Here is a 16,245-nt window from a genome sequence, read left to right as displayed (position 1 = left end):
TCCGTCGTCCGATCGGGCAGAATCGACACGCCCGATTCCTGCCGACGGATGCCGCATGACCGAACCGAACGACCCGAACGATCCTCCCGGCCGCCGCGCCTATGCGAGCTTCGCGCAACGCTATGCGGACATCGCGCCGACGAAGGCGCACAACGCGCTCTACGAACGGCCGGCGACGATGGCGCTGCTCGGCGATGTCGGCGGCCTGACGGTGCTCGACGCCGGCTGCGGGCCCGGCATCTGCAGCGAGCATCTGGCGCGCCACGGCGCGGCCGTGCATGCGTTCGACGTCACGCCGGAGATGGTCGCGCTTGCACGAACGCGCTGCGCCGGGCTTGCTGTCGACGTCATGGAAGGCGACCTGGAGGCGCCGCTCGCCTGGCTGCCCGACGAGTCGGTCGACAAGGTGCTGTGTTCGCTCGCGCTCGACTACGTGCGCGATCTCGCGCCGACGCTGCGCGAATTCCGGCGCGTCGCGCGGCCGGCTGCCACGCTGGTGTTCTCGATGGCGCATCCGATGCGAGACTGGATGGACGAACGCACGCGCGGTGACGGCACGTACTTCGACACGTCGCGCTTCGGCTTCCACTGGTCGGGGTTCGGCGAGCCGAGGCCCTACGTCGAAGCCTGGCGGCGGCCGCTGGCCGAGATCCTGAATGCCGTCGCGGAAAGCGGCTGGCGGCTCGACCGGTTCGTCGAACCGACGCCGCTGCCGGAGATGCAGGCCGTGTCGGAACGGCTCCATGCGGAGCTGTCGCTGGCGCCGGCCTTCCTGTGCATCCGCGCGCGCCGCTGATGCGGCGCGGCGCTCGACCGGCAGCTCAGCGCTGCGCCGGCTCGTCGTTCAGCGTGCCGAGAAACGCTTCGATATCCTTGATGTCCTGCGCCGTCATCGCGGGTTTGTCGCCCGGCTTGCGGTCGAACGGCGCATCGGTCACGTCGACGTTCGCGCGGTATTTCGGCGGAATGTCGTCGTACTCGTCGACCTTGCCGTCTGCACCGCGCGAATAGAACTTCTGCGGTGAAATGCTGCGCTCGTTGTAGAACGCCATCACCTGGTCGAGCGTGTGGAACACGCCGTTGTGGAAGAACACGTGGCGCGTCGCCGAGTTGCGCAGCGTCGGCGTCAGGAACATCGCGCAATACTGCGTCTGGTCCTTCAGGTCGTCGCGGAACGGCCCGCACACGCCGAGATCGTAGAACGCCGGATTGCGGTTCTGCGCCAGGTCCTTGTTGCGCGGCGCGCCGAGCGCCTCGTACTGGTAATCGGTAAACATCGGCGGCAGCCCGTCCTTGCCGGGCTTCGACAGGTGGCAGCCGGCGCAATTCGCCTTGTCCGGATCGTTGAACAGGCGCAGCCCGCGCAGCTCGGCCTGCGTGAGGCGCGCGCGGCCTTCGAGCCAGCGGTCGTACTTGCTGTTGTACGGGTGGAACGACGGATCCTCGACCTGGTAGCGCGCGATCGCGAACATCGCCTCCGACACCGCGAGCTGCGGACTGTCGAACACGCGCGCGCCGAACAGTTTTTCCAGCTGCGCACGGTGCGACGACTGCGCGAGCTTGTGCGCGACATCATCGATGCTCGCGTTCGCCATCTCGACCGGATTCAGCAGCGGGCCGAACGCCTGCTGCTGCAGCGTATCGGCGCGACCGTCCCAGAACATCCCGCCCTGCGGCACGAGCTGCGGTGCGGCCGACGTGCCGGCCACCTTCTGCGCCTTGACGACGCCGGCCGCCGACGCGGCCTGTTGCGCGACGCTCGGCGCGGCGTCGTTTTCACCGGCGTCGGGGCCGATGCTGAAATTCGGCTGGCGGTACAGGTACATCAGCGATGGCGGCGGGCGATACCCCTGCTGCGTCATCGCGAGGCCGCCCGGCTGCACGTCGAGCGCATTCGGCGGGCCGTACGCATGATCGGGGCTGTGGCACGACGCGCACGACTGCTTGCCCGACGCGGACAGCGACGGGTCGTGGAACAGCGCGCGTCCGAGCTGCGCGACCGCCGACAAAGGTTGCGCAGCGGGTCGCTGCAGGACGACCGGATGCGGATTCGCGCCCGTCCAGTCGGCGACAACGGTGCCGATCGCCGCCGGCACCTGCGCGGGAAACGCGATCGCGAACGCGCCGTAGCCGATCACGGCCGCGCCGAGCACGAACGCCGTGCGGCGCAGCAGGCGGGAAGGGGCGCGCGGCGCGGGGTTGCCGGAGGCGTCGGGAGACGGGAACGCGGGGCGAGCTGTCATGCTGTCGGTCGAAAATCGGGCGCCGCGTGAGGCGGCGCGTTAAACGGAAACGGCCGGCGCACGATGCGCCGGCCATGCGGTCATGCCGTGACGGTCAGATCGACGGTGCGGCGCTCAGCGCGGTGCCCAGCGTCGGGTCGAGGTAGAGCGGCGTCGTGTTCGGCTTCGACGTGAAGTCGAACAGGTTGCGCAGGTCGCCCGCGGTCGCATCGAACGAACCGCCGCCGATACGCTGGCCACCGAGCCAGTTGTCCTCGATGAAGCGCACGACGGACGACTGGTCGATCATCGTGTGGTCGACGTAGTTCTGCTTCGCGTACGGCGAGATCACGACCAGCGGAATGCGCACGCCCGGGCCGCAGCGGCCGTTCACGGTTGCGCCGTTCACGCCGGTGGTGCCGCCCGTGCCGCACTTGCCGGCGCCGTTGAGCTGGTCGACCGGGTCCGACGATGCGCGCGTCGGCGGCGTGTACACGTGGTCGTACCAGCCATCCGAGTCGTCATAGGTGACGATCACGGCCGTGTTCTGCCAGTCCGGCTGCTGCTGCAGGAAGTTGACGACCTTCGTCACGAACGCCTGCTCGTCGAGCGGATCCGAATAGCCTGCATGCCCGTCCTGCGCGGCCGGCGCCTTCAGGTAGCTGACCGACGGGAAGTTGCCGGCCTTCACGGCCGCGAAGAAGTCGTCGGTGTCGTACTGGTGGTTCGCGGGTTCGGCGGTCTTGCCGTCGGCCTGGAGGCTCGACCCGATTGCCGCGACCGAGCTGGGGCGCGTGTGCTGCGGGTTCGCGGTCGACGCGTAGTACTGGAACCAGTTGTGGTGCGGGATGTAGTCGGACGTCGCGGCGTTCACGGCGGTGGCGACCGTGCTGCGCGCGCAGCCCGTCGTGCCGTTGCCGTTCGTCGTCGACAGGTTGAAGCCGCCCATGAAGCCGCCCCACGTGATCTTCGCGCCGTTCAGCAGGTCGCCGATGTTCTTGCCGGCCATCATCGCCTGGTCGGTCGTGCTCGAACACACGTCGAAGCCCGGGTCGACGTCGTTGATCATCGTGAAGCCGCCCTGGCCGTCATTGATGTAGTACGAGCTGGACGCGAGCGTCGACGGCTGCTTCGACGACTTGACGATCTGCATCCCGTTGGTCTGGCCCGCCACGACGTTCAGCGCACCCGGCGTCGACGGACCGTACGACGTCGTGTACATGTTGTCGCTCATCGCGAAGCGTTGCGCGTAGTTCCACAGCGCGGTCACGGTGTTGCCGTCGAAGTAGCCCATCACCTGGCCCTTCGTGCCGAACGCGCCGGCGCCGCCGGACGAGCCCTTGCCCGTGTATTTCGGGAACAGGTCGGCGAGGCCGTTGTCCTCGGCCTGTTCCTCGGCCGTATACGCGTGGTTCTGGTCGGCGGTCGCGGCCTGCGTGCGGTCGAGACGGAACGGGTTCGCCGCGTCGGTGCCGTTGGCCGTGTTCGTGAAGTTCGGGTTCGCAGTAAGCAGCGTGCCCGTCAGCCCGTTCGGCGTCGGCGTGCCGGACTTCGCGTTGAATGCCGGTTCGCCCGACGGGTTCGTCGCGTTCGGGTAGGTGCCGAAGTAGTGGTCGAACGAGATGTTTTCGCCATAGATCACGACGACGTGCTTGATCGGCGTGGCGGTCTGCAGCGCATCTTGCGACGACACGGCAGGCGTCGACGTGGGATCGTCGCTGCCGCCGCAGGCGAACAGCGCCAGCGCTGCGGCTGCGCAGGCGGTGACGAGCATGGCTTGACGGAACATCGGGAAACTCCAGGTAAGGTCTTCGATGGTGGAGAGCGGCCCCGTCGCCGTGTCGGTTCGGCGCGGAGCTCGTGAGAGAGCACGCGCATTGAAACAGCCGCGTATGAAGATATGGGGACGGAGTGTTTTCGCGATGGTTGCGTTGCGGTATCGATTTCATTACGACGCAACGAGATGCGAAAGAGAACGGAAAGGGGCGGGCCGGGTGCCACCGCCGCGTCACATTCGACGGCGGGCCGGGGGCAACTGCCGAAGCCATGCAGGACGGGCGAAACGGCGTGGCGGGCCCATTCGTCCATGCGACGCCGTGCGTCGCTTTTTTGACAATTCGGTTACGCATTCCTACGATGAACGCCTGTCGCGCCCGCCGCGTGATTTCCAACCGTCAATGAGGTTTCAGCGTGCCGATCCCCGTTCTGTTTGCCGTTCTGTGCGCGGCGTTCCTGCATGCGTCATGGAATGCGCTCGTCCGCAGCAGCGGCGACCGGTTGCGCTCGGCCACGGTGCTGCAGATCGCGATCGGGGTGTTCGCGCTGTTGTTTCTGCCGGCCGCCGCGCCGATCACGCCCGCGAGCTGGCTTTACGTGGTCGCGTCGGCCTTGATCCACGTCGTCTATACGTTGCTGCTCGTGCGCGCTTATGAGCACGGCGACCTGACCGTCGCGTACCCGGTTGCACGCGGCACCGCGCCGCTGCTCGTCACGCTCGGCGCGGCGGCGTTCGCGGGCGAGCACCTGAACGCCGGTGCGCAAGGCGGGCTCGTGCTGATCTGTGCGGGCATCCTGGCGATCGGGCTGGAGCGCGGGCGCGACGCGAAGCACCGGATGACGCAAGTGCTGCCGACCGCGTTCGCGACGGGCGTGTCGATCGCGGCGTACAGCGTGGTCGACGGGATCGGTGTGCGGGAGAGCGGCAACACGGTCGGCTATACCGCATGGATGTTCGTGCTGACGGGCGCGATGATGGCTGCGTACTACCGGCTGCGCGCGGGGCCGCTGCGGCTGACGCAGGACGTCGGCGAAACGGCGAAGGCCGCCTGCGGCGGCGTGTTCGCGGCGCTCGCGTACGGCATCGTGATCTGGGCGATGGAACGCGCGCCGATGGGCCCCGTGTCGGCGCTGCGGGAGACGAGCGTGGTGTTCGCGGCGCTGATTGCGCGCGTCTATCTCGGCGAACGGCTGACACCGCGCCGGGCGGCCGGGTGCGCGGTGATCGCGGCGGGGGCGTTGCTGATCAGTGCGTTCGAAGCGGTGCGGTGAACGCGTCAGCCCGATGCGCCGGGCGTGCCGCCGGCCGCATCAGCTTTCAACCGGCATCGCACTCGTGCACTTGATCTCGTCGAGGCACACGCTCGAATGCACGCCGTTCACGCCGGGAATCCGCATCAGCGTCTCGAGCAGGAACCGTGACAACCCCTTCAGGTCGTGCGCGACGACCTTCAGCACGTAGTCGATGTCGCCCGTCACCGAGAAACACTCCTGGATTTGCGCGAGCTCGGACACCAGTTTCTGGAACTTCGACAGGTCGCGGATGTGCCCGCGCTCCATCGTCACGTGTACGAACGCGGTGACGCCGAAGCCGAGCGTATCGGGGCACAAACGGGTTTCATAGCGGCGGATCGCGCCGATTTCCTCCAGCCGCCGGTGGCGCCGCAGCGTCTGCGCGGGCGACAGGCCGACGGCCTTCGCCAGATCGAGGTTCGACGCGCGGCCGTTTTCCTGCAGGATCGAGAGCAAATGGCGGTCGATGCGGTCAAGAACCGGTTCAGGCATTTTTGTTTCCTCGTTTGTCTCCTCGATGCAATCTTATCTCATAATGTAGGGTTTGCATGAACGGGTTACGAAACCCGATTTCGCCGTCGCGACGCTAAACTGACGCCGGATTTTCGTGTGCGGCCGCAGCAATGCGGATGCGGCGACAGTCGGCGGCCGGTCTGGCGGGCACGCCGACGCGAATCGGGCGCCGCCACGCGAGGATTGCAGTCCCCCAACCCGGTGGCTCCACGAACGGCCGCCGGCACAGCAAAACAGCGCCCGGCACACCGAGGCGCGCCGCACCCCGCTGCAGGCGGAGGCGGACAGAGTGGAGAAGACATGGTTTCTGGAAACGAGAGCGACGGCCTGCAGCGCGGGCTGAAGAACCGGCACATCCAGCTGATTGCGCTCGGCGGCGCGCTCGGCACGGGGCTGTTCCTCGGCATCGCGCAGACCATCAAGATGGCCGGTCCGTCCGTGCTGCTCGGCTATGCGGTGGCCGGCATCGTCGCGTTCTTCATCATGCGCCAGCTCGGCGAGATGGTCGTCGACGAGCCCGTCGCGGGGTCGTTCAGCTACTTCGCGAACAAGTACTTCGGCCACTTCACCGGCTTCCTGTCCGGCTGGAACTACTGGGTGCTGTACATCCTCGTCAGCATGGCCGAACTGTCGGCCGTCGGGATCTACGTGCAGTACTGGTGGCCGGGCGTGCCGACCTGGGTGTCGGCGCTCGTGTTCTTCGTCGTCATCAACCTGATCAACCTGACCAGCGTCAAATCGTACGGCGAGACGGAATTCTGGTTCTCGATCATCAAGGTGGCCGCGATCGTCGGGATGATCGGCTTCGGCGGCTGGCTGCTCGCGAGCGGCCATGCCGGGCCGGAAGCCAGCGTCCGGAACCTGTGGCAGCACGGCGGCTTCTTCCCGAACGGCGTGTCGGGCCTCGTGATGTCGATGGCCGCGATCATGTTCTCGTTCGGCGGGCTCGAGCTCGTCGGCATCACGGCGGCGGAGGCCGACGATCCGAAGCGCAGCATCCCGCGCGCGACCAACCAGGTCATCTACCGCATCCTGATTTTCTACATCGGCGCGCTCGCCGTGCTGCTGTCGCTGTATCCGTGGGAGAAGGTCGTCAGCGGGGGCAGCCCGTTCGTGCTGATTTTCCACGCGCTGAGCAGCAACCTGGTCGCGAACGTGCTGAACGTCGTCGTGCTGACGGCCGCGCTGTCGGTCTACAACAGCGGCGTGTACTGCAACAGCCGGATGCTGTTCGGCCTCGCGCAGCAGGGCAACGCGCCGAAGGTGCTGTGCTCGGTGAACAAGCGCGGCATTCCGCTCGCCGCGCTCGGCGCGTCGGCGCTCGCGACCGGCGTGTGCGTGCTGGTCAACTACTTCATGCCGGGCAAGGCGTTCGAGGTGCTGATGGGCCTCGTCGTGTCGGCGCTGATCATCAACTGGGCGATGATCAGCCTGATCCACCTGAAGTTCCGCCAGGCCAAGCGTGCAGCCGGGGAGGAGACTTCCTTCCGCAGTCTGGGCTATCCTTTCACGAATTACCTGTGCCTGGCATTCATGGCCGGCATTCTCGTCGTGATGTACCTGACGCCGGATCTCCGCCTGTCGGTGTACCTGATCCCGGTTTGGCTCGCGGTGCTCGCGGTCGGGTATCGCTTCCGTCAGAAGAATGCAGGCTATGCGGTGCGCGACGGCGCATCCGCGCGCTGACGCAGGACACGACCGATCATTCTTCCAAACGAGACCGACATAGCCATGTTCGAACACATCGACGCGTACCCGGGCGATCCGATCCTGACGCTGAACGAGAACTTCCAGAAAGATCCGCGCGACCAGAAGGTCAACCTGAGCATCGGGATCTATTTCGACGCCGAAGGCCGGATTCCGGTGATGGGCGCCGTGCGCGAAGCCGAAACCGCGCTGCAGCGCGAGAGCGGCCCGAAGCCGTACCTGCCGATGGTCGGCCTGGCCGCGTATCGCGACGCCGTGCAATCGCTCGTGTTCGGCGCGGATCACCCGGCCCGTGCGGCCGGCCGCATCGCGACGCTGCAGACGCTCGGCGGCTCGGGCGCGCTGAAGGTCGGCGCCGACTTCCTGAAGCGCTACTTCCCGGATGCGCAGGTGTGGCTGAGCGATCCGAGCTGGGAAAACCACCGCTTCATCTTCGAGCGCGCCGGCTTCACGGTGAACACGTATCCGTACTACGACGAAGCGACGGGCGGCCTGAAGTTCGACGCGATGCTCGCGGCGATCGACGCGCTGCCGGCGCGCAGCATCGTGCTGCTGCATGCGTGCTGCCACAACCCGACCGGCGTCGACCTCGACGAAGGCCAGTGGCAGAAGCTGATCGACGTGATCGAGGCGCGCGGGCTGCTGCCGTTCGTCGACATGGCGTACCAGGGCTTCGGCGCAGGCCTCGACGCGGACGCGTTCGCGGTGCGCGAACTGGCCCGCCGCGGCGTGCCGACGCTCGTCGCAAACTCGTTCTCGAAGAACTTCTCGCTGTACGGCGAGCGCGTGGGCGGCCTGAGCGTCGTCTGCGAGGATGCGGCCGCGGCCGAGCGCGTGCTCGGCCAGCTGGCCGGCGCCGTGCGCTCGAACTACAGCAACCCGCAAACCTACGGCGCGAAGGTCGTGGCGGCCGTGCTCGGCACGCCGGCGCTGCGCAAGCAGTGGGAAGAGGAGCTGTCGGCGATGTGCCGCCGCATCGCGCGGATGCGCCAGTCGATCCACGACGGCCTGCGCGACCACGTCACCGGCGAAGCGCTCACGCGCTACGTGAAGCAGCGCGGGATGTTCACGTACACGGGCCTGACCGAATTGCAGGTCGACGCGCTGCGCGAAGTGCACGGCGTGTACATCCTGCGTTCGGGCCGGATGTGCGTGGCGGGCCTGAACGACTCGAACGTCGGCATCGTCGCGGACGCGATCGGCAAGGTGCTGAAGAGCGGCGTCTGAGCGCGGCGCGCCCCGGCGCGCAACGAATGACGCTGGATGAACCGGCTGTTTCCCGTCACGGGAACAGCCGGTTTTTCATTGCGCGCCGGCAACGTGCGCCGGCCGACGGACGCGATGGCGCTTGCGGCGGTACGATCGCGGCATCGGACGCAACACACAAGGAGCGACATGGGCATCCGGATCATCCAGCTCGGCACGCCGCGCGCGGCCGGCGAGGGCCTGCGGATCGGCACGGTGCGGCGGCCGCCGCGTGGCGTACCGAAGGCGGAATTCGCGTCGCGCAACTACTATGATGTATGGTTGCCGACGCTGTCGCCGAGTGCCGAACTCGTTGCCCAGGCACAGGCCGCCGAAACCGACGCCGAATGGCATGCGTTCAAGCGCCATTTCCGCGCGGAGATGGCGCATGGCGATCCGGCGAAGGTGCTGGACCTCCTGGCGGCGCTGTCCGCCACCACGGCGTTCTCGATCGGTTGCTACTGCGACGACGAGCGCCATTGCCACCGCAGCGTGCTGCGCGAACTGCTCGCGGAGCGCGGCGCGGCGATCGAGCCCGACGCAGGCTGAAACCGCGTCGTCCTGCTGCACCAGGATCGTGCGGTGCAGCGACCCGGTTGACGTGGGTCAAGCGCGCGGCCGCGCGCGCCACTATGCTCTCGTCATGGAGCCATCACGACGATGACAGACCGACAGATGCACATTGTTTTTCCGCCCGAGCCGCCGGAGTATTGCGCGCGCGACCTGGTCGTCGCGTTTTCGGCGCTGGTCGACGGGCGTTGCGTACAGTGCGCGGTCACGGCCGAGGCACTGGAAGATCATTTCGGCGCGCGGTCGCTGCTCGAGCGCGACCTGCTGGCCGCATTCGACGGGCACCGGCGGGCGATCGAGGCGATGGCGCGACGGATGCTCGAGGAAATCGGCGGCCGGCCGGTGCTGCTGCACAGCGGTCACTTCCGGCTCGAAGACTGATACCGCAGGAGGGCGCATGACACTGCAGGGCAACATTCACGAACGCGACTGGTCGGTCGAAGTCGAGACGCGCCCGTGCGAATCGGGCGAGTTCCGCTGCCGCGTGTCGGTCGAGCACGGCGTCGGCGCCGCGCGGTTTCATCACACGTTCGAGCATAGTCACGCGTATCCGACCGAGCGCGAGGCCATGATCGAAGGACTGCGGGCCGGCATGACCTGGATCGAGATGAAGACGTCGCAGGTTTTCAACGTATGAACGGTCCCGCGCCGGCGACGGCGCGGGCGGAGTGTCGGCCGGGCCGCGATCGAAGAATCGCGCCGCGCCACGGGAAACGCGTGCCGCCGCATCGTGATGCGCGCGGCGCATGCAAGGCGGTCGACGAGCGGGCGGCCCCGTCAGGAGACACGACATGGGCGTGGGCATGCAGATCGCCTGCCTTGGATTCACGGGGTCCGCTGCAATCGAAGCCGAAGCCGGCGCACAGCTGGTGCGGCTCGAACGGTTTCGTGCGCTGATCGACGGCTGCCATCTCGCGATCGAATCGCGCGCGGCGGCCGATGGCGCCCGCCTGTATCACGCGCGGCTCGAGCTGGTGATGCGCGACACGGCGCTCAGGCCGCTGCCGCCGTGCGTCGGCGCCGACGTGGACGACGCGCTGCGGCGTGCATTCGCACAGGCCGAACAGGCGCTGATCGCGTGGCAGGCAGGCGGAGCTAGGGTGGCGCTGCGCGACGCCGCGACGGGCGACGCGGCGCGATGACGCCGCGCGGGCGTCCGGCGCGGTGCGTCAGACCCGCGCGAGCGCTTGTGCGTCGATGATGCGCACGCGCTTGCCGCGCGTTTCGACCAGCGCTTCGCGATGGAACCGCGAGAACATCCGGCTGACGGTTTCGAGCTTCATCCCGAGATAGCAGCCGATTTCCTCGCGCGTCATCCGCAGGTTGAATTCGGTTGCCGAATAGCCGCGCGCCTCGAACCGCGACGACAGGTTCAGCAGGAAATGCGCGACGCGCTGTTCGGCCGACATCGTGCCGAGCAGCAGCATCTGGCTCGATTCGCGGACAATTTCACTGCTCAGCATCTGGTAGAGGAAGTGCTGCATCGGCTTCATCTCGCGGCACGCCGCTTCGAGCGCGCCGAACGGGATGATGCACACGACGCTGTCCTCCAGCGCGATTGCGTCGCAGCAGTGCTGGCCGCCGCCGATGCCGTCCATTCCGAGCGTTTCGCCGGCGATCTGGAAGCCCGTCACGTGCTCGCGCCCGTCGCGATGCATCATCACCGTCTTGAACGAACCCGCGCGCACCGCGTAGATGCTCTGGAACGGATCGTCGGTACGGAACAGCGCGTCGCCCTGGCGAACCTGCCGGGTCGTGCAGATGATCGCGTCGAGGCGGCCGTATTCGGCGGCCGTCAGGTGCGGCGGCAGGCACATCGAGCGCATCGCGCAGACCGAGCAGCGCGCGGCCGGATGTTTGGCGGCGTCGGCGCGCGCGACCGTGCGCAGCGGAATCGTTGGCCGGGGTACGACGGACACGTCGGCGGCGAAGGCGGTGGCGGTGGACATGAGTCGCTCCGGCTCGTCAGGGGTGGCGCACGCGTGCGTGCACCAGGGATTCGATCACACGGCATGCGGCGTCGAATTCGACCGTCTTGTCGAAGAAGTAGTCGGCTCCGGCCGCGGCGCATGCCTCTCTGAATGCCAGCGCCGAGTGGTTCGTCAGCACGATCGTGACAATGCGCGGCGCGGCTTTCGACAGCATCCCGATCAGGTCGAGACCACTGCCGTCCGCAAGCCGCAGGTCGACGATCACCACGTCCGCATGACTGCTGCGGATATGCGTCCACGCGTCCTGGCCGTCTTCCGCTTCGCCCACGACGGCGACGCCGCGAATCGCGCCGACGAGCAGCGCGATTCGCTGTCGGACGGCGACGGCGTGATCGACGAGGAACACCCTGAGCGCGGCGGGTGACAGGCTGGCATTCATGCCGGCAGTATCGTGTTGCGCCGCCGAAAATGAAATCGGCCGAATTGGAAGTTCGTGTAGGCCGCTTCGACGCGTTGTAGGGCGTTTCCTACAACGCGTACGGGAATCCGCCGGAGCGGCTTCGATGTTGCGATGCCGCATGCGTGGCTGAAGGAGGGGCGGTGCCCGGTCAGCCGGCCCCGCGCGCGGCGAGCGCATCGCGCGCCGTGCGGCACGCGGCCAGGTCCCACGCGGCACAGCCGACGCTCTTGAACAGCAGTGGCCCGCCGAGTGCGAAGGTGCCGTTCAGCACGTCGGCGAGCGACGCGACCTGCTGCCAGTCGACCTGCGCGACGATCAGGTCGCCGGCTTCGTGGCGCGCGCCGGCGGGATCGTCGACGACGAGCCGGCTGCCACGCACCGTGCTCGCGTCGATCTCGGCGGCATCCGCGGTGAACGCGCCGACGCCCACCACAAGCCGGCCTTCGCGCGCGGCTTCGCGGTAGACGGGCGTGCGGCTCGTCGTCAGCGTGACGACCACGTCGATCGTGTCGGGAATCGACTCGCTGCCGAGCGGCGCGAGTCGCGGCGCCTGCGCGCGATGTGCCGCGCAGAAGGCGGCCTCGCTGTCGGCGCCCGTGCCGCGTACGTGGACGCGCGCTTCCGGAAAGATCGCCGCGAGCGCTTCCGCATGATTGGCGGCCTGCTTGCCGGTGCCGATCAGCAGGATGTCGCGCGGCGCGGCGCCATGCAGCGCCTGGACGCCGAGCGCGGTGATGGCGGCCGTGCGGCGGCCGGTGACCGTCGGGCCGTCGAGCGCGAAGCGCATCTCGCCCGTGGTCGCGTCGTACGCGGTCACCTGGCCGAGGATCGTCGGCAGCCCGCGTGTGCCGTTGCCGGGGCACACGTTCACGAGCTTGTGGCTCGCCAGGTCGCGCGCGCTCGACGGCATCGACAGCATGACGCCGCCGCCCTGCAGGGGGACGACCATGCGCTCGGGGCTGACGATCTCGCCTGCCGCATACTCGGCGACGGCTTGCCTGAGCGTGGCGAGCAGCGCCGGGTAGTCGAGCAGCGCGGCCGTGTCGGCCGCATCGAAAACGGGAATCGGGGAAAGGGCGGTCATCGTGTACGTCGCATGCGTCGGTGAGCGTGAAGGGCGGACGCGTGCCGCGCCCGCCACAGGGCTGCCGGATACCGTGACACAGGGCAGTGTGGATCGAATCTATACCACTTTCTGGCGCACCTGCAACCCAGAAAATAAAGCGTCTTGCCGGTTTTGGTTCTAATATCTGTCCAGAAGGGCTGCGATGGCACGATACCGGCGCCGCTCCGGTATAGTGCGAACCCATTCCAGATCCACGCCCGTGACCGGGCAGGAGCCAAACGATGATGTCCGCGCGTCCCGAATCACTCGAAGGCGGTTTCCGGCCGCTGCAGATCTACGAGCAGGTGGCCGAGAAGATCCGCGACGAAATCCGCGCCGGGCGCTACGCGGCGGAGTCGCGGCTGCCGTCCGAGCGCGAACTCGCGGGACTGTTCCAGGTCGGCCGGCCGGCCGTGCGCGAAGCGCTGGGCGCACTGCAGAACGAAGGGCTCGTGTTCACGAAGCGCAATTCGGGCACCTATGTCGTCGCGTCGCCGCTCGACGTGCTCGCACAGCGCGGCGACATGCGCGCGGCGTCGGAGGCCGACTTCAGCCCGACGTCGACGCTCGACGTGCGGCTGATCCTGGAGCCTGCGATCGCGCGCCTCGCCGCGGCCCATGGCCGCGCCGATCCCGGCGCCGAGCGCTATCTCGCGCAGATGGAAACCATCACCGACGTCGACGATCCGCACCAACGCGCGCTCTGGAACGAGAGCGACCGGCTGTTCCACCGGCAGCTCGCGCTGATGACGGGCGATGCGCTGATGGTGAAGATCGCGGACGAAGTCGCGAAGACGATGGACCAGCCGCTGTGGAAACGCCTGAAGGACGACGGCATCTACGATGCGGGCCGGATCCGGCTCTACGTGTCCGAGCACCGGCTGATCTACGAGGCGATCGTGTCGGGCGACGCCGATGCGGCCGCGTTCTACGTCCAGCAGCACATCCTTCGCGTGCGGCGGGACATCGCGCCGAAGTAAGACGAATCCACACCAATTTGCTTTGGTCTTAAATATGACCAAAATGCCAGAAATTATTTTGAAATTGCTTGCGATGTGACCACGCGTGTCCTACATTGGTTTCACTCAAAACCAATCAGGAGACATCATGCGACACCTCGTTACCGCGCTCTCGGTGGCTGTTGCCGCCGGCGCGCTGACTTCCGCGCACGCGCAGGAAGTCGTGATGATCGGCCATTCGGCGCCGCTGACGGGCCCGCAGGCCGCGAACGGCAAGGACAATGAAAACGGCGCGCGGCTCGCCGTCGACGAACTCAACAAGGCCGGCATCAAGGTCGCCGGCAAGGCCGTCACGTTCAAACTGGTTTCCGAAGACGACCAGGCCGACCCGAAGGCCGGCGTGCAGGTCGCGCAGAACCTCGTCGACAAGGGGGTCGTCGCGGTGCTCGGACCTTACAACTCCGGCGTTGCGATTCCTGCGTCGCGTGTGTATTCGACGGCCGGTGTGCCGATCCTGCCGGTCGCGTCGAACCCGGCGCTGACCAAGCAGGGCTTCAAGAACATCTTCCGGATCGGCGCGAGCGACGAACAGCTCGGCGGCACGATGGCCACGTTTGCGGCCAAGACGCTGCATGCGAAGACGGCCGCCGTGATCGACGATCGCACCGCATACGGGCAGGGCGTCGCCGAACAATTCATGAACGTCGCGAAGGCCAACGGAATCAAGATCGTCGACCAGGAATACACGAACTCGTCGGCGACGGATTTTCTCGGCATTCTCACCAAGATCAAGGCCAGCAACCCCGACGTGATCTTCCTCGGCGGCTACGCGGCGCAGGGCGCGCCGATGGCCAAGCAGATGAAGCAGCGCGGGCTGCGCGCGAAGCTGCTCGGCGGCGACGGCATCTGTTCGGCGGACATGGGCAAGGTCGCGGGCGACGCGGCGTCGATCGTCTACTGCGCGCAGGGTGGCGTCGCGCTCGAGAAGACGGCGGCCGGCCGCGAATTCCTGAAGAAGTACCACGACGCGTATCACACCGATACGCAGGTCTATGGCGTCAACTACTACGACGGGATGAAGTTGCTCGCCGACGCGATGGTCAAGGCCGGCACGACCACCGACAAGGCGAAGTTGACCGCGCAGCTCGCGAAGTCGAACTATGCCGGCGTCGCGGGCACCTATTCGTTCGACGCGAACGGCGACCTGAAGGGCGCGCCGACCACCGTCTACGTGATCCGCAACGGCCTGCCGGAGCCGTACGCGAAGTAACTGCGCCACCGGCCTGTCACCGGACGGCGGCCGGCCCGCCGTCCTTCGTTTCAACGCATCCGATTCGACATGAAAATTTCCCGATCCCTTTCCACCGTCGAAGTCCATACGGGCGGCGAAGCGTTCCGTATCGTCACGAGCGGGCTGCCGCGCTTGGTCGGCGACACGATCGTCCAGCGCCGCGCGTGGCTCAAGGAGAACGCCGACGAGATCCGCCGCGCGCTGATGTTCGAACCGCGTGGCCACGCCGACATGTACGGCGGCTACCTGACCGAGCCGGTGTCGCCGAATGCCGATTTCGGCGTGATCTTCGTGCACAACGAAGGCTACAGCGACCATTGCGGACACGGCGTGATCGCGCTGTCGACCGCCGCGGTCGAACTCGGCTGGGTGCAGCGCACGGTGCCGGAAACGCGGGTCGGCATCGACGCGCCGTGCGGTTTCATCGAGGCCTTCGTCAAATGGGACGGCGAGCACGCGGGCCCGGTGCGCTTCGTCAACGTGCCGTCGTTCATCTGGCAGCGCGACGTGTCGGTCGAGACGCCGTCGTTCGGCACCGTGACGGGCGACATCGCGTATGGCGGCGCGTTCTATTTCTATGCCGACGGCGCGCCGTTCGACCTGCCGGTGCGCGAATCGGCCGTCGAAAGGCTGATCCGCTTCGGCGCGGAAGTGAAGGCCGCCGCGAATGCGAAGTATCCGGTCGTCCATCCGGAGATCCCGGAAATCAACCATATCTACGGCACGATCATCGCGAACGCGCCGCGCCACCCGGGCTCGACGCAGGCAAACTGCTGCGTGTTCGCGGATCGCGAGGTCGACCGCTCGCCGACGGGCTCCGGCACCGGCGGCCGCGTCGCGCAGCTGTACCAGCGCGGGCTGCTCGCGGCGGGCGACACGCTCGTCAACGAGTCGATCGTCGGCACGATCTTCAAGGGGCGCGTGCTGCGCGAAACGACGGTCGGCGACATCCCGGCCGTGATTCCGGAAGTGGAGGGCAGCGCGCACATCTGCGGGTTCGCGAACTGGATCGTCGACGAGCGCGATCCGCTCACGTACGGATTCCTCGTGCGCTGAGCAGCGGCGCCGATCGGCCGCCGTCGCGCGGTTTCCCGGTTGTTGTACCAGGTTTGGCGCGTCGTTCCCGTTGCGGGGCACGCGCCTTTTTTGCGTGTGCGGGGCCACGCACCCGCG

17 protein-coding genes are annotated in these 16,245 nt (G+C 67.4%); 11 read left to right on the top strand and 6 right to left on the bottom strand.

Features of this window, described 5'->3' with window-relative positions; translation table 11 throughout:
• Positions 1 to 55 precede the first annotated feature (55 nt).
• On the top strand, positions 56 to 796 hold the full coding sequence (locus tag BLA15945_RS10030; RefSeq protein WP_059240628.1) for a class I SAM-dependent methyltransferase: 741 nt from the start codon (positions 56 to 58) through the stop codon (positions 794 to 796).
• Between the two features lie 25 nt (positions 797 to 821).
• On the opposite strand, the gene BLA15945_RS10025 is transcribed toward BLA15945_RS10030, so the two are convergent.
• Both BLA15945_RS10025 and BLA15945_RS10020 read right to left on the bottom strand, forming a co-directional pair.
• Positions 822 to 2,243, bottom strand: coding sequence for a cytochrome-c peroxidase (locus BLA15945_RS10025; protein ID WP_174992217.1), 1,422 nt, complete (start codon positions 2,241 to 2,243; stop codon positions 822 to 824).
• 94 nt (positions 2,244 to 2,337) lie between these two features.
• Positions 2,338 to 4,011, bottom strand: coding sequence for a phospholipase C (locus BLA15945_RS10020; protein WP_174992216.1), 1,674 nt, complete (start codon positions 4,009 to 4,011; stop codon positions 2,338 to 2,340).
• A 401-nt stretch (positions 4,012 to 4,412) separates the two neighbouring features.
• On the opposite strand from BLA15945_RS10020, the gene BLA15945_RS10015 reads away from it, so the two are divergent.
• Positions 4,413 to 5,270: an EamA family transporter gene (locus BLA15945_RS10015; RefSeq protein ID WP_059240625.1), complete on the top strand. Its 858-nt coding sequence runs from the start codon at positions 4,413 to 4,415 to the stop codon at positions 5,268 to 5,270.
• A gap of 39 nt (positions 5,271 to 5,309) precedes the next feature.
• Here the strand turns inward: BLA15945_RS10015 and BLA15945_RS10010 are convergent, their stop codons facing one another.
• Positions 5,310 to 5,783 (bottom strand): Lrp/AsnC family transcriptional regulator, encoded by a 474-nt coding sequence (locus BLA15945_RS10010; protein ID WP_059240624.1) that lies wholly within the window; start codon positions 5,781 to 5,783, stop codon positions 5,310 to 5,312.
• A gap of 321 nt (positions 5,784 to 6,104) precedes the next feature.
• Here BLA15945_RS10010 and BLA15945_RS10005 point away from each other — a divergent pair, with 321 nt between their 5' ends.
• From BLA15945_RS10005 to BLA15945_RS09980, 6 genes are all read left to right on the top strand, one after another.
• Positions 6,105 to 7,490 carry an amino acid permease gene (locus tag BLA15945_RS10005; RefSeq protein ID WP_059240623.1) on the top strand — a complete coding sequence of 462 codons (1,386 nt, stop codon included), beginning with the start codon at positions 6,105 to 6,107 and terminating at the stop codon, positions 7,488 to 7,490.
• A 45-nt stretch (positions 7,491 to 7,535) separates the two neighbouring features.
• The gene (locus BLA15945_RS10000) at positions 7,536 to 8,738 is read left to right on the top strand and encodes an amino acid aminotransferase (protein WP_174992215.1); all 1,203 of its coding nucleotides are present in this window, start codon (positions 7,536 to 7,538) and stop codon (positions 8,736 to 8,738) included.
• A 168-nt stretch (positions 8,739 to 8,906) separates the two neighbouring features.
• The gene (locus BLA15945_RS09995; RefSeq protein ID WP_059240621.1) at positions 8,907 to 9,305 is read left to right on the top strand and encodes a DUF488 domain-containing protein; all 399 of its coding nucleotides are present in this window, start codon (positions 8,907 to 8,909) and stop codon (positions 9,303 to 9,305) included.
• A gap of 111 nt (positions 9,306 to 9,416) precedes the next feature.
• Positions 9,417 to 9,707 carry a DUF1488 family protein gene (locus tag BLA15945_RS09990; RefSeq protein ID WP_059240620.1) on the top strand — a complete coding sequence of 97 codons (291 nt, stop codon included), beginning with the start codon at positions 9,417 to 9,419 and terminating at the stop codon, positions 9,705 to 9,707.
• Between the two features lie 16 nt (positions 9,708 to 9,723).
• A complete protein-coding gene (locus tag BLA15945_RS09985; RefSeq protein WP_059240619.1) occupies positions 9,724 to 9,963 on the top strand; it encodes a hypothetical protein in 240 nt (79 codons plus the stop codon).
• Positions 9,964 to 10,117: 154 nt separating this feature from the next.
• Positions 10,118 to 10,468: a metal ABC transporter ATPase gene (locus BLA15945_RS09980; RefSeq protein WP_174992214.1), complete on the top strand. Its 351-nt coding sequence runs from the start codon at positions 10,118 to 10,120 to the stop codon at positions 10,466 to 10,468.
• A gap of 27 nt (positions 10,469 to 10,495) precedes the next feature.
• On the opposite strand, the gene BLA15945_RS09975 is transcribed toward BLA15945_RS09980, so the two are convergent.
• The 3 genes from BLA15945_RS09975 to lhpI form a co-directional block, all read right to left on the bottom strand.
• Positions 10,496 to 11,275, bottom strand: a complete 780-nt coding sequence (locus tag BLA15945_RS09975) for a helix-turn-helix domain-containing protein (protein WP_059240617.1) — start codon at positions 11,273 to 11,275, stop codon at positions 10,496 to 10,498.
• 16 nt (positions 11,276 to 11,291) lie between these two features.
• A complete protein-coding gene (locus BLA15945_RS09970) occupies positions 11,292 to 11,696 on the bottom strand; it encodes a response regulator transcription factor (RefSeq protein WP_059240616.1) in 405 nt (134 codons plus the stop codon).
• Positions 11,697 to 11,865: 169 nt separating this feature from the next.
• Positions 11,866 to 12,801: a bifunctional Delta(1)-pyrroline-2-carboxylate/Delta(1)-piperideine-2-carboxylate reductase gene (gene lhpI, locus BLA15945_RS09965; protein WP_059240615.1), complete on the bottom strand. Its 936-nt coding sequence runs from the start codon at positions 12,799 to 12,801 to the stop codon at positions 11,866 to 11,868.
• A gap of 263 nt (positions 12,802 to 13,064) precedes the next feature.
• Here lhpI and BLA15945_RS09960 point away from each other — a divergent pair, with 263 nt between their 5' ends.
• From BLA15945_RS09960 to lhpH, 3 genes are all read left to right on the top strand, one after another.
• Positions 13,065 to 13,802, top strand: coding sequence for a FadR/GntR family transcriptional regulator (locus BLA15945_RS09960; RefSeq protein WP_059240614.1), 738 nt, complete (start codon positions 13,065 to 13,067; stop codon positions 13,800 to 13,802).
• A gap of 127 nt (positions 13,803 to 13,929) precedes the next feature.
• Positions 13,930 to 15,051, top strand: a complete 1,122-nt coding sequence (locus BLA15945_RS09955) for a branched-chain amino acid ABC transporter substrate-binding protein (RefSeq protein WP_059240613.1) — start codon at positions 13,930 to 13,932, stop codon at positions 15,049 to 15,051.
• Positions 15,052 to 15,120: 69 nt separating this feature from the next.
• Positions 15,121 to 16,128: a trans-3-hydroxy-L-proline dehydratase gene (gene lhpH, locus BLA15945_RS09950; protein ID WP_174992213.1), complete on the top strand. Its 1,008-nt coding sequence runs from the start codon at positions 15,121 to 15,123 to the stop codon at positions 16,126 to 16,128.
• The last annotated feature ends 117 nt before the right edge of the window (positions 16,129 to 16,245 follow it).

It is taken from the genome of Burkholderia arboris (genome assembly GCF_902499125.1).
Classification (GTDB): Bacteria; Pseudomonadota; Gammaproteobacteria; order Burkholderiales; family Burkholderiaceae; genus Burkholderia; species Burkholderia arboris.
The sequence above is the reverse complement of the archived record's forward strand: the minus strand, read 5'-3'. Positions and strand labels throughout refer to the sequence as shown.

Excerpts from the sequence above, each read along its gene's own strand:
- BLA15945_RS09975 (WP_059240617.1), bottom strand. The coding sequence starts at position 11,275 with ATGTCCACCGCCACCGCCTTCGCCGCCGACGTGTCCGTCGTACCCCGG.
- BLA15945_RS10005 (WP_059240623.1), top strand. The coding sequence starts at position 6,105 with ATGGTTTCTGGAAACGAGAGCGACGGCCTGCAGCGCGGGCTGAAGAAC.
- BLA15945_RS09960 (WP_059240614.1), top strand. The coding sequence starts at position 13,065 with ATGATGTCCGCGCGTCCCGAATCACTCGAAGGCGGTTTCCGGCCGCTG.
- BLA15945_RS09970 (WP_059240616.1), bottom strand. The coding sequence starts at position 11,696 with ATGAATGCCAGCCTGTCACCCGCCGCGCTCAGGGTGTTCCTCGTCGAT.
- lhpI (WP_059240615.1), bottom strand. The coding sequence starts at position 12,801 with ATGACCGCCCTTTCCCCGATTCCCGTTTTCGATGCGGCCGACACGGCC.
- BLA15945_RS10000 (WP_174992215.1), top strand. The coding sequence starts at position 7,536 with ATGTTCGAACACATCGACGCGTACCCGGGCGATCCGATCCTGACGCTG.
- BLA15945_RS10030 (WP_059240628.1), top strand. The coding sequence starts at position 56 with ATGACCGAACCGAACGACCCGAACGATCCTCCCGGCCGCCGCGCCTAT.
- BLA15945_RS09985 (WP_059240619.1), top strand. The coding sequence starts at position 9,724 with ATGACACTGCAGGGCAACATTCACGAACGCGACTGGTCGGTCGAAGTC.
- BLA15945_RS09990 (WP_059240620.1), top strand. The coding sequence starts at position 9,417 with ATGACAGACCGACAGATGCACATTGTTTTTCCGCCCGAGCCGCCGGAG.
- lhpH (WP_174992213.1), top strand. The coding sequence starts at position 15,121 with ATGAAAATTTCCCGATCCCTTTCCACCGTCGAAGTCCATACGGGCGGC.
- BLA15945_RS09980 (WP_174992214.1), top strand. The coding sequence starts at position 10,118 with ATGGGCGTGGGCATGCAGATCGCCTGCCTTGGATTCACGGGGTCCGCT.
- BLA15945_RS09955 (WP_059240613.1), top strand. The coding sequence starts at position 13,930 with ATGCGACACCTCGTTACCGCGCTCTCGGTGGCTGTTGCCGCCGGCGCG.
- BLA15945_RS10010 (WP_059240624.1), bottom strand. The coding sequence starts at position 5,783 with ATGCCTGAACCGGTTCTTGACCGCATCGACCGCCATTTGCTCTCGATC.
- BLA15945_RS10020 (WP_174992216.1), bottom strand. The coding sequence starts at position 4,011 with ATGTTCCGTCAAGCCATGCTCGTCACCGCCTGCGCAGCCGCAGCGCTG.
- BLA15945_RS10025 (WP_174992217.1), bottom strand. The coding sequence starts at position 2,243 with ATGACAGCTCGCCCCGCGTTCCCGTCTCCCGACGCCTCCGGCAACCCC.
- BLA15945_RS09995 (WP_059240621.1), top strand. The coding sequence starts at position 8,907 with ATGGGCATCCGGATCATCCAGCTCGGCACGCCGCGCGCGGCCGGCGAG.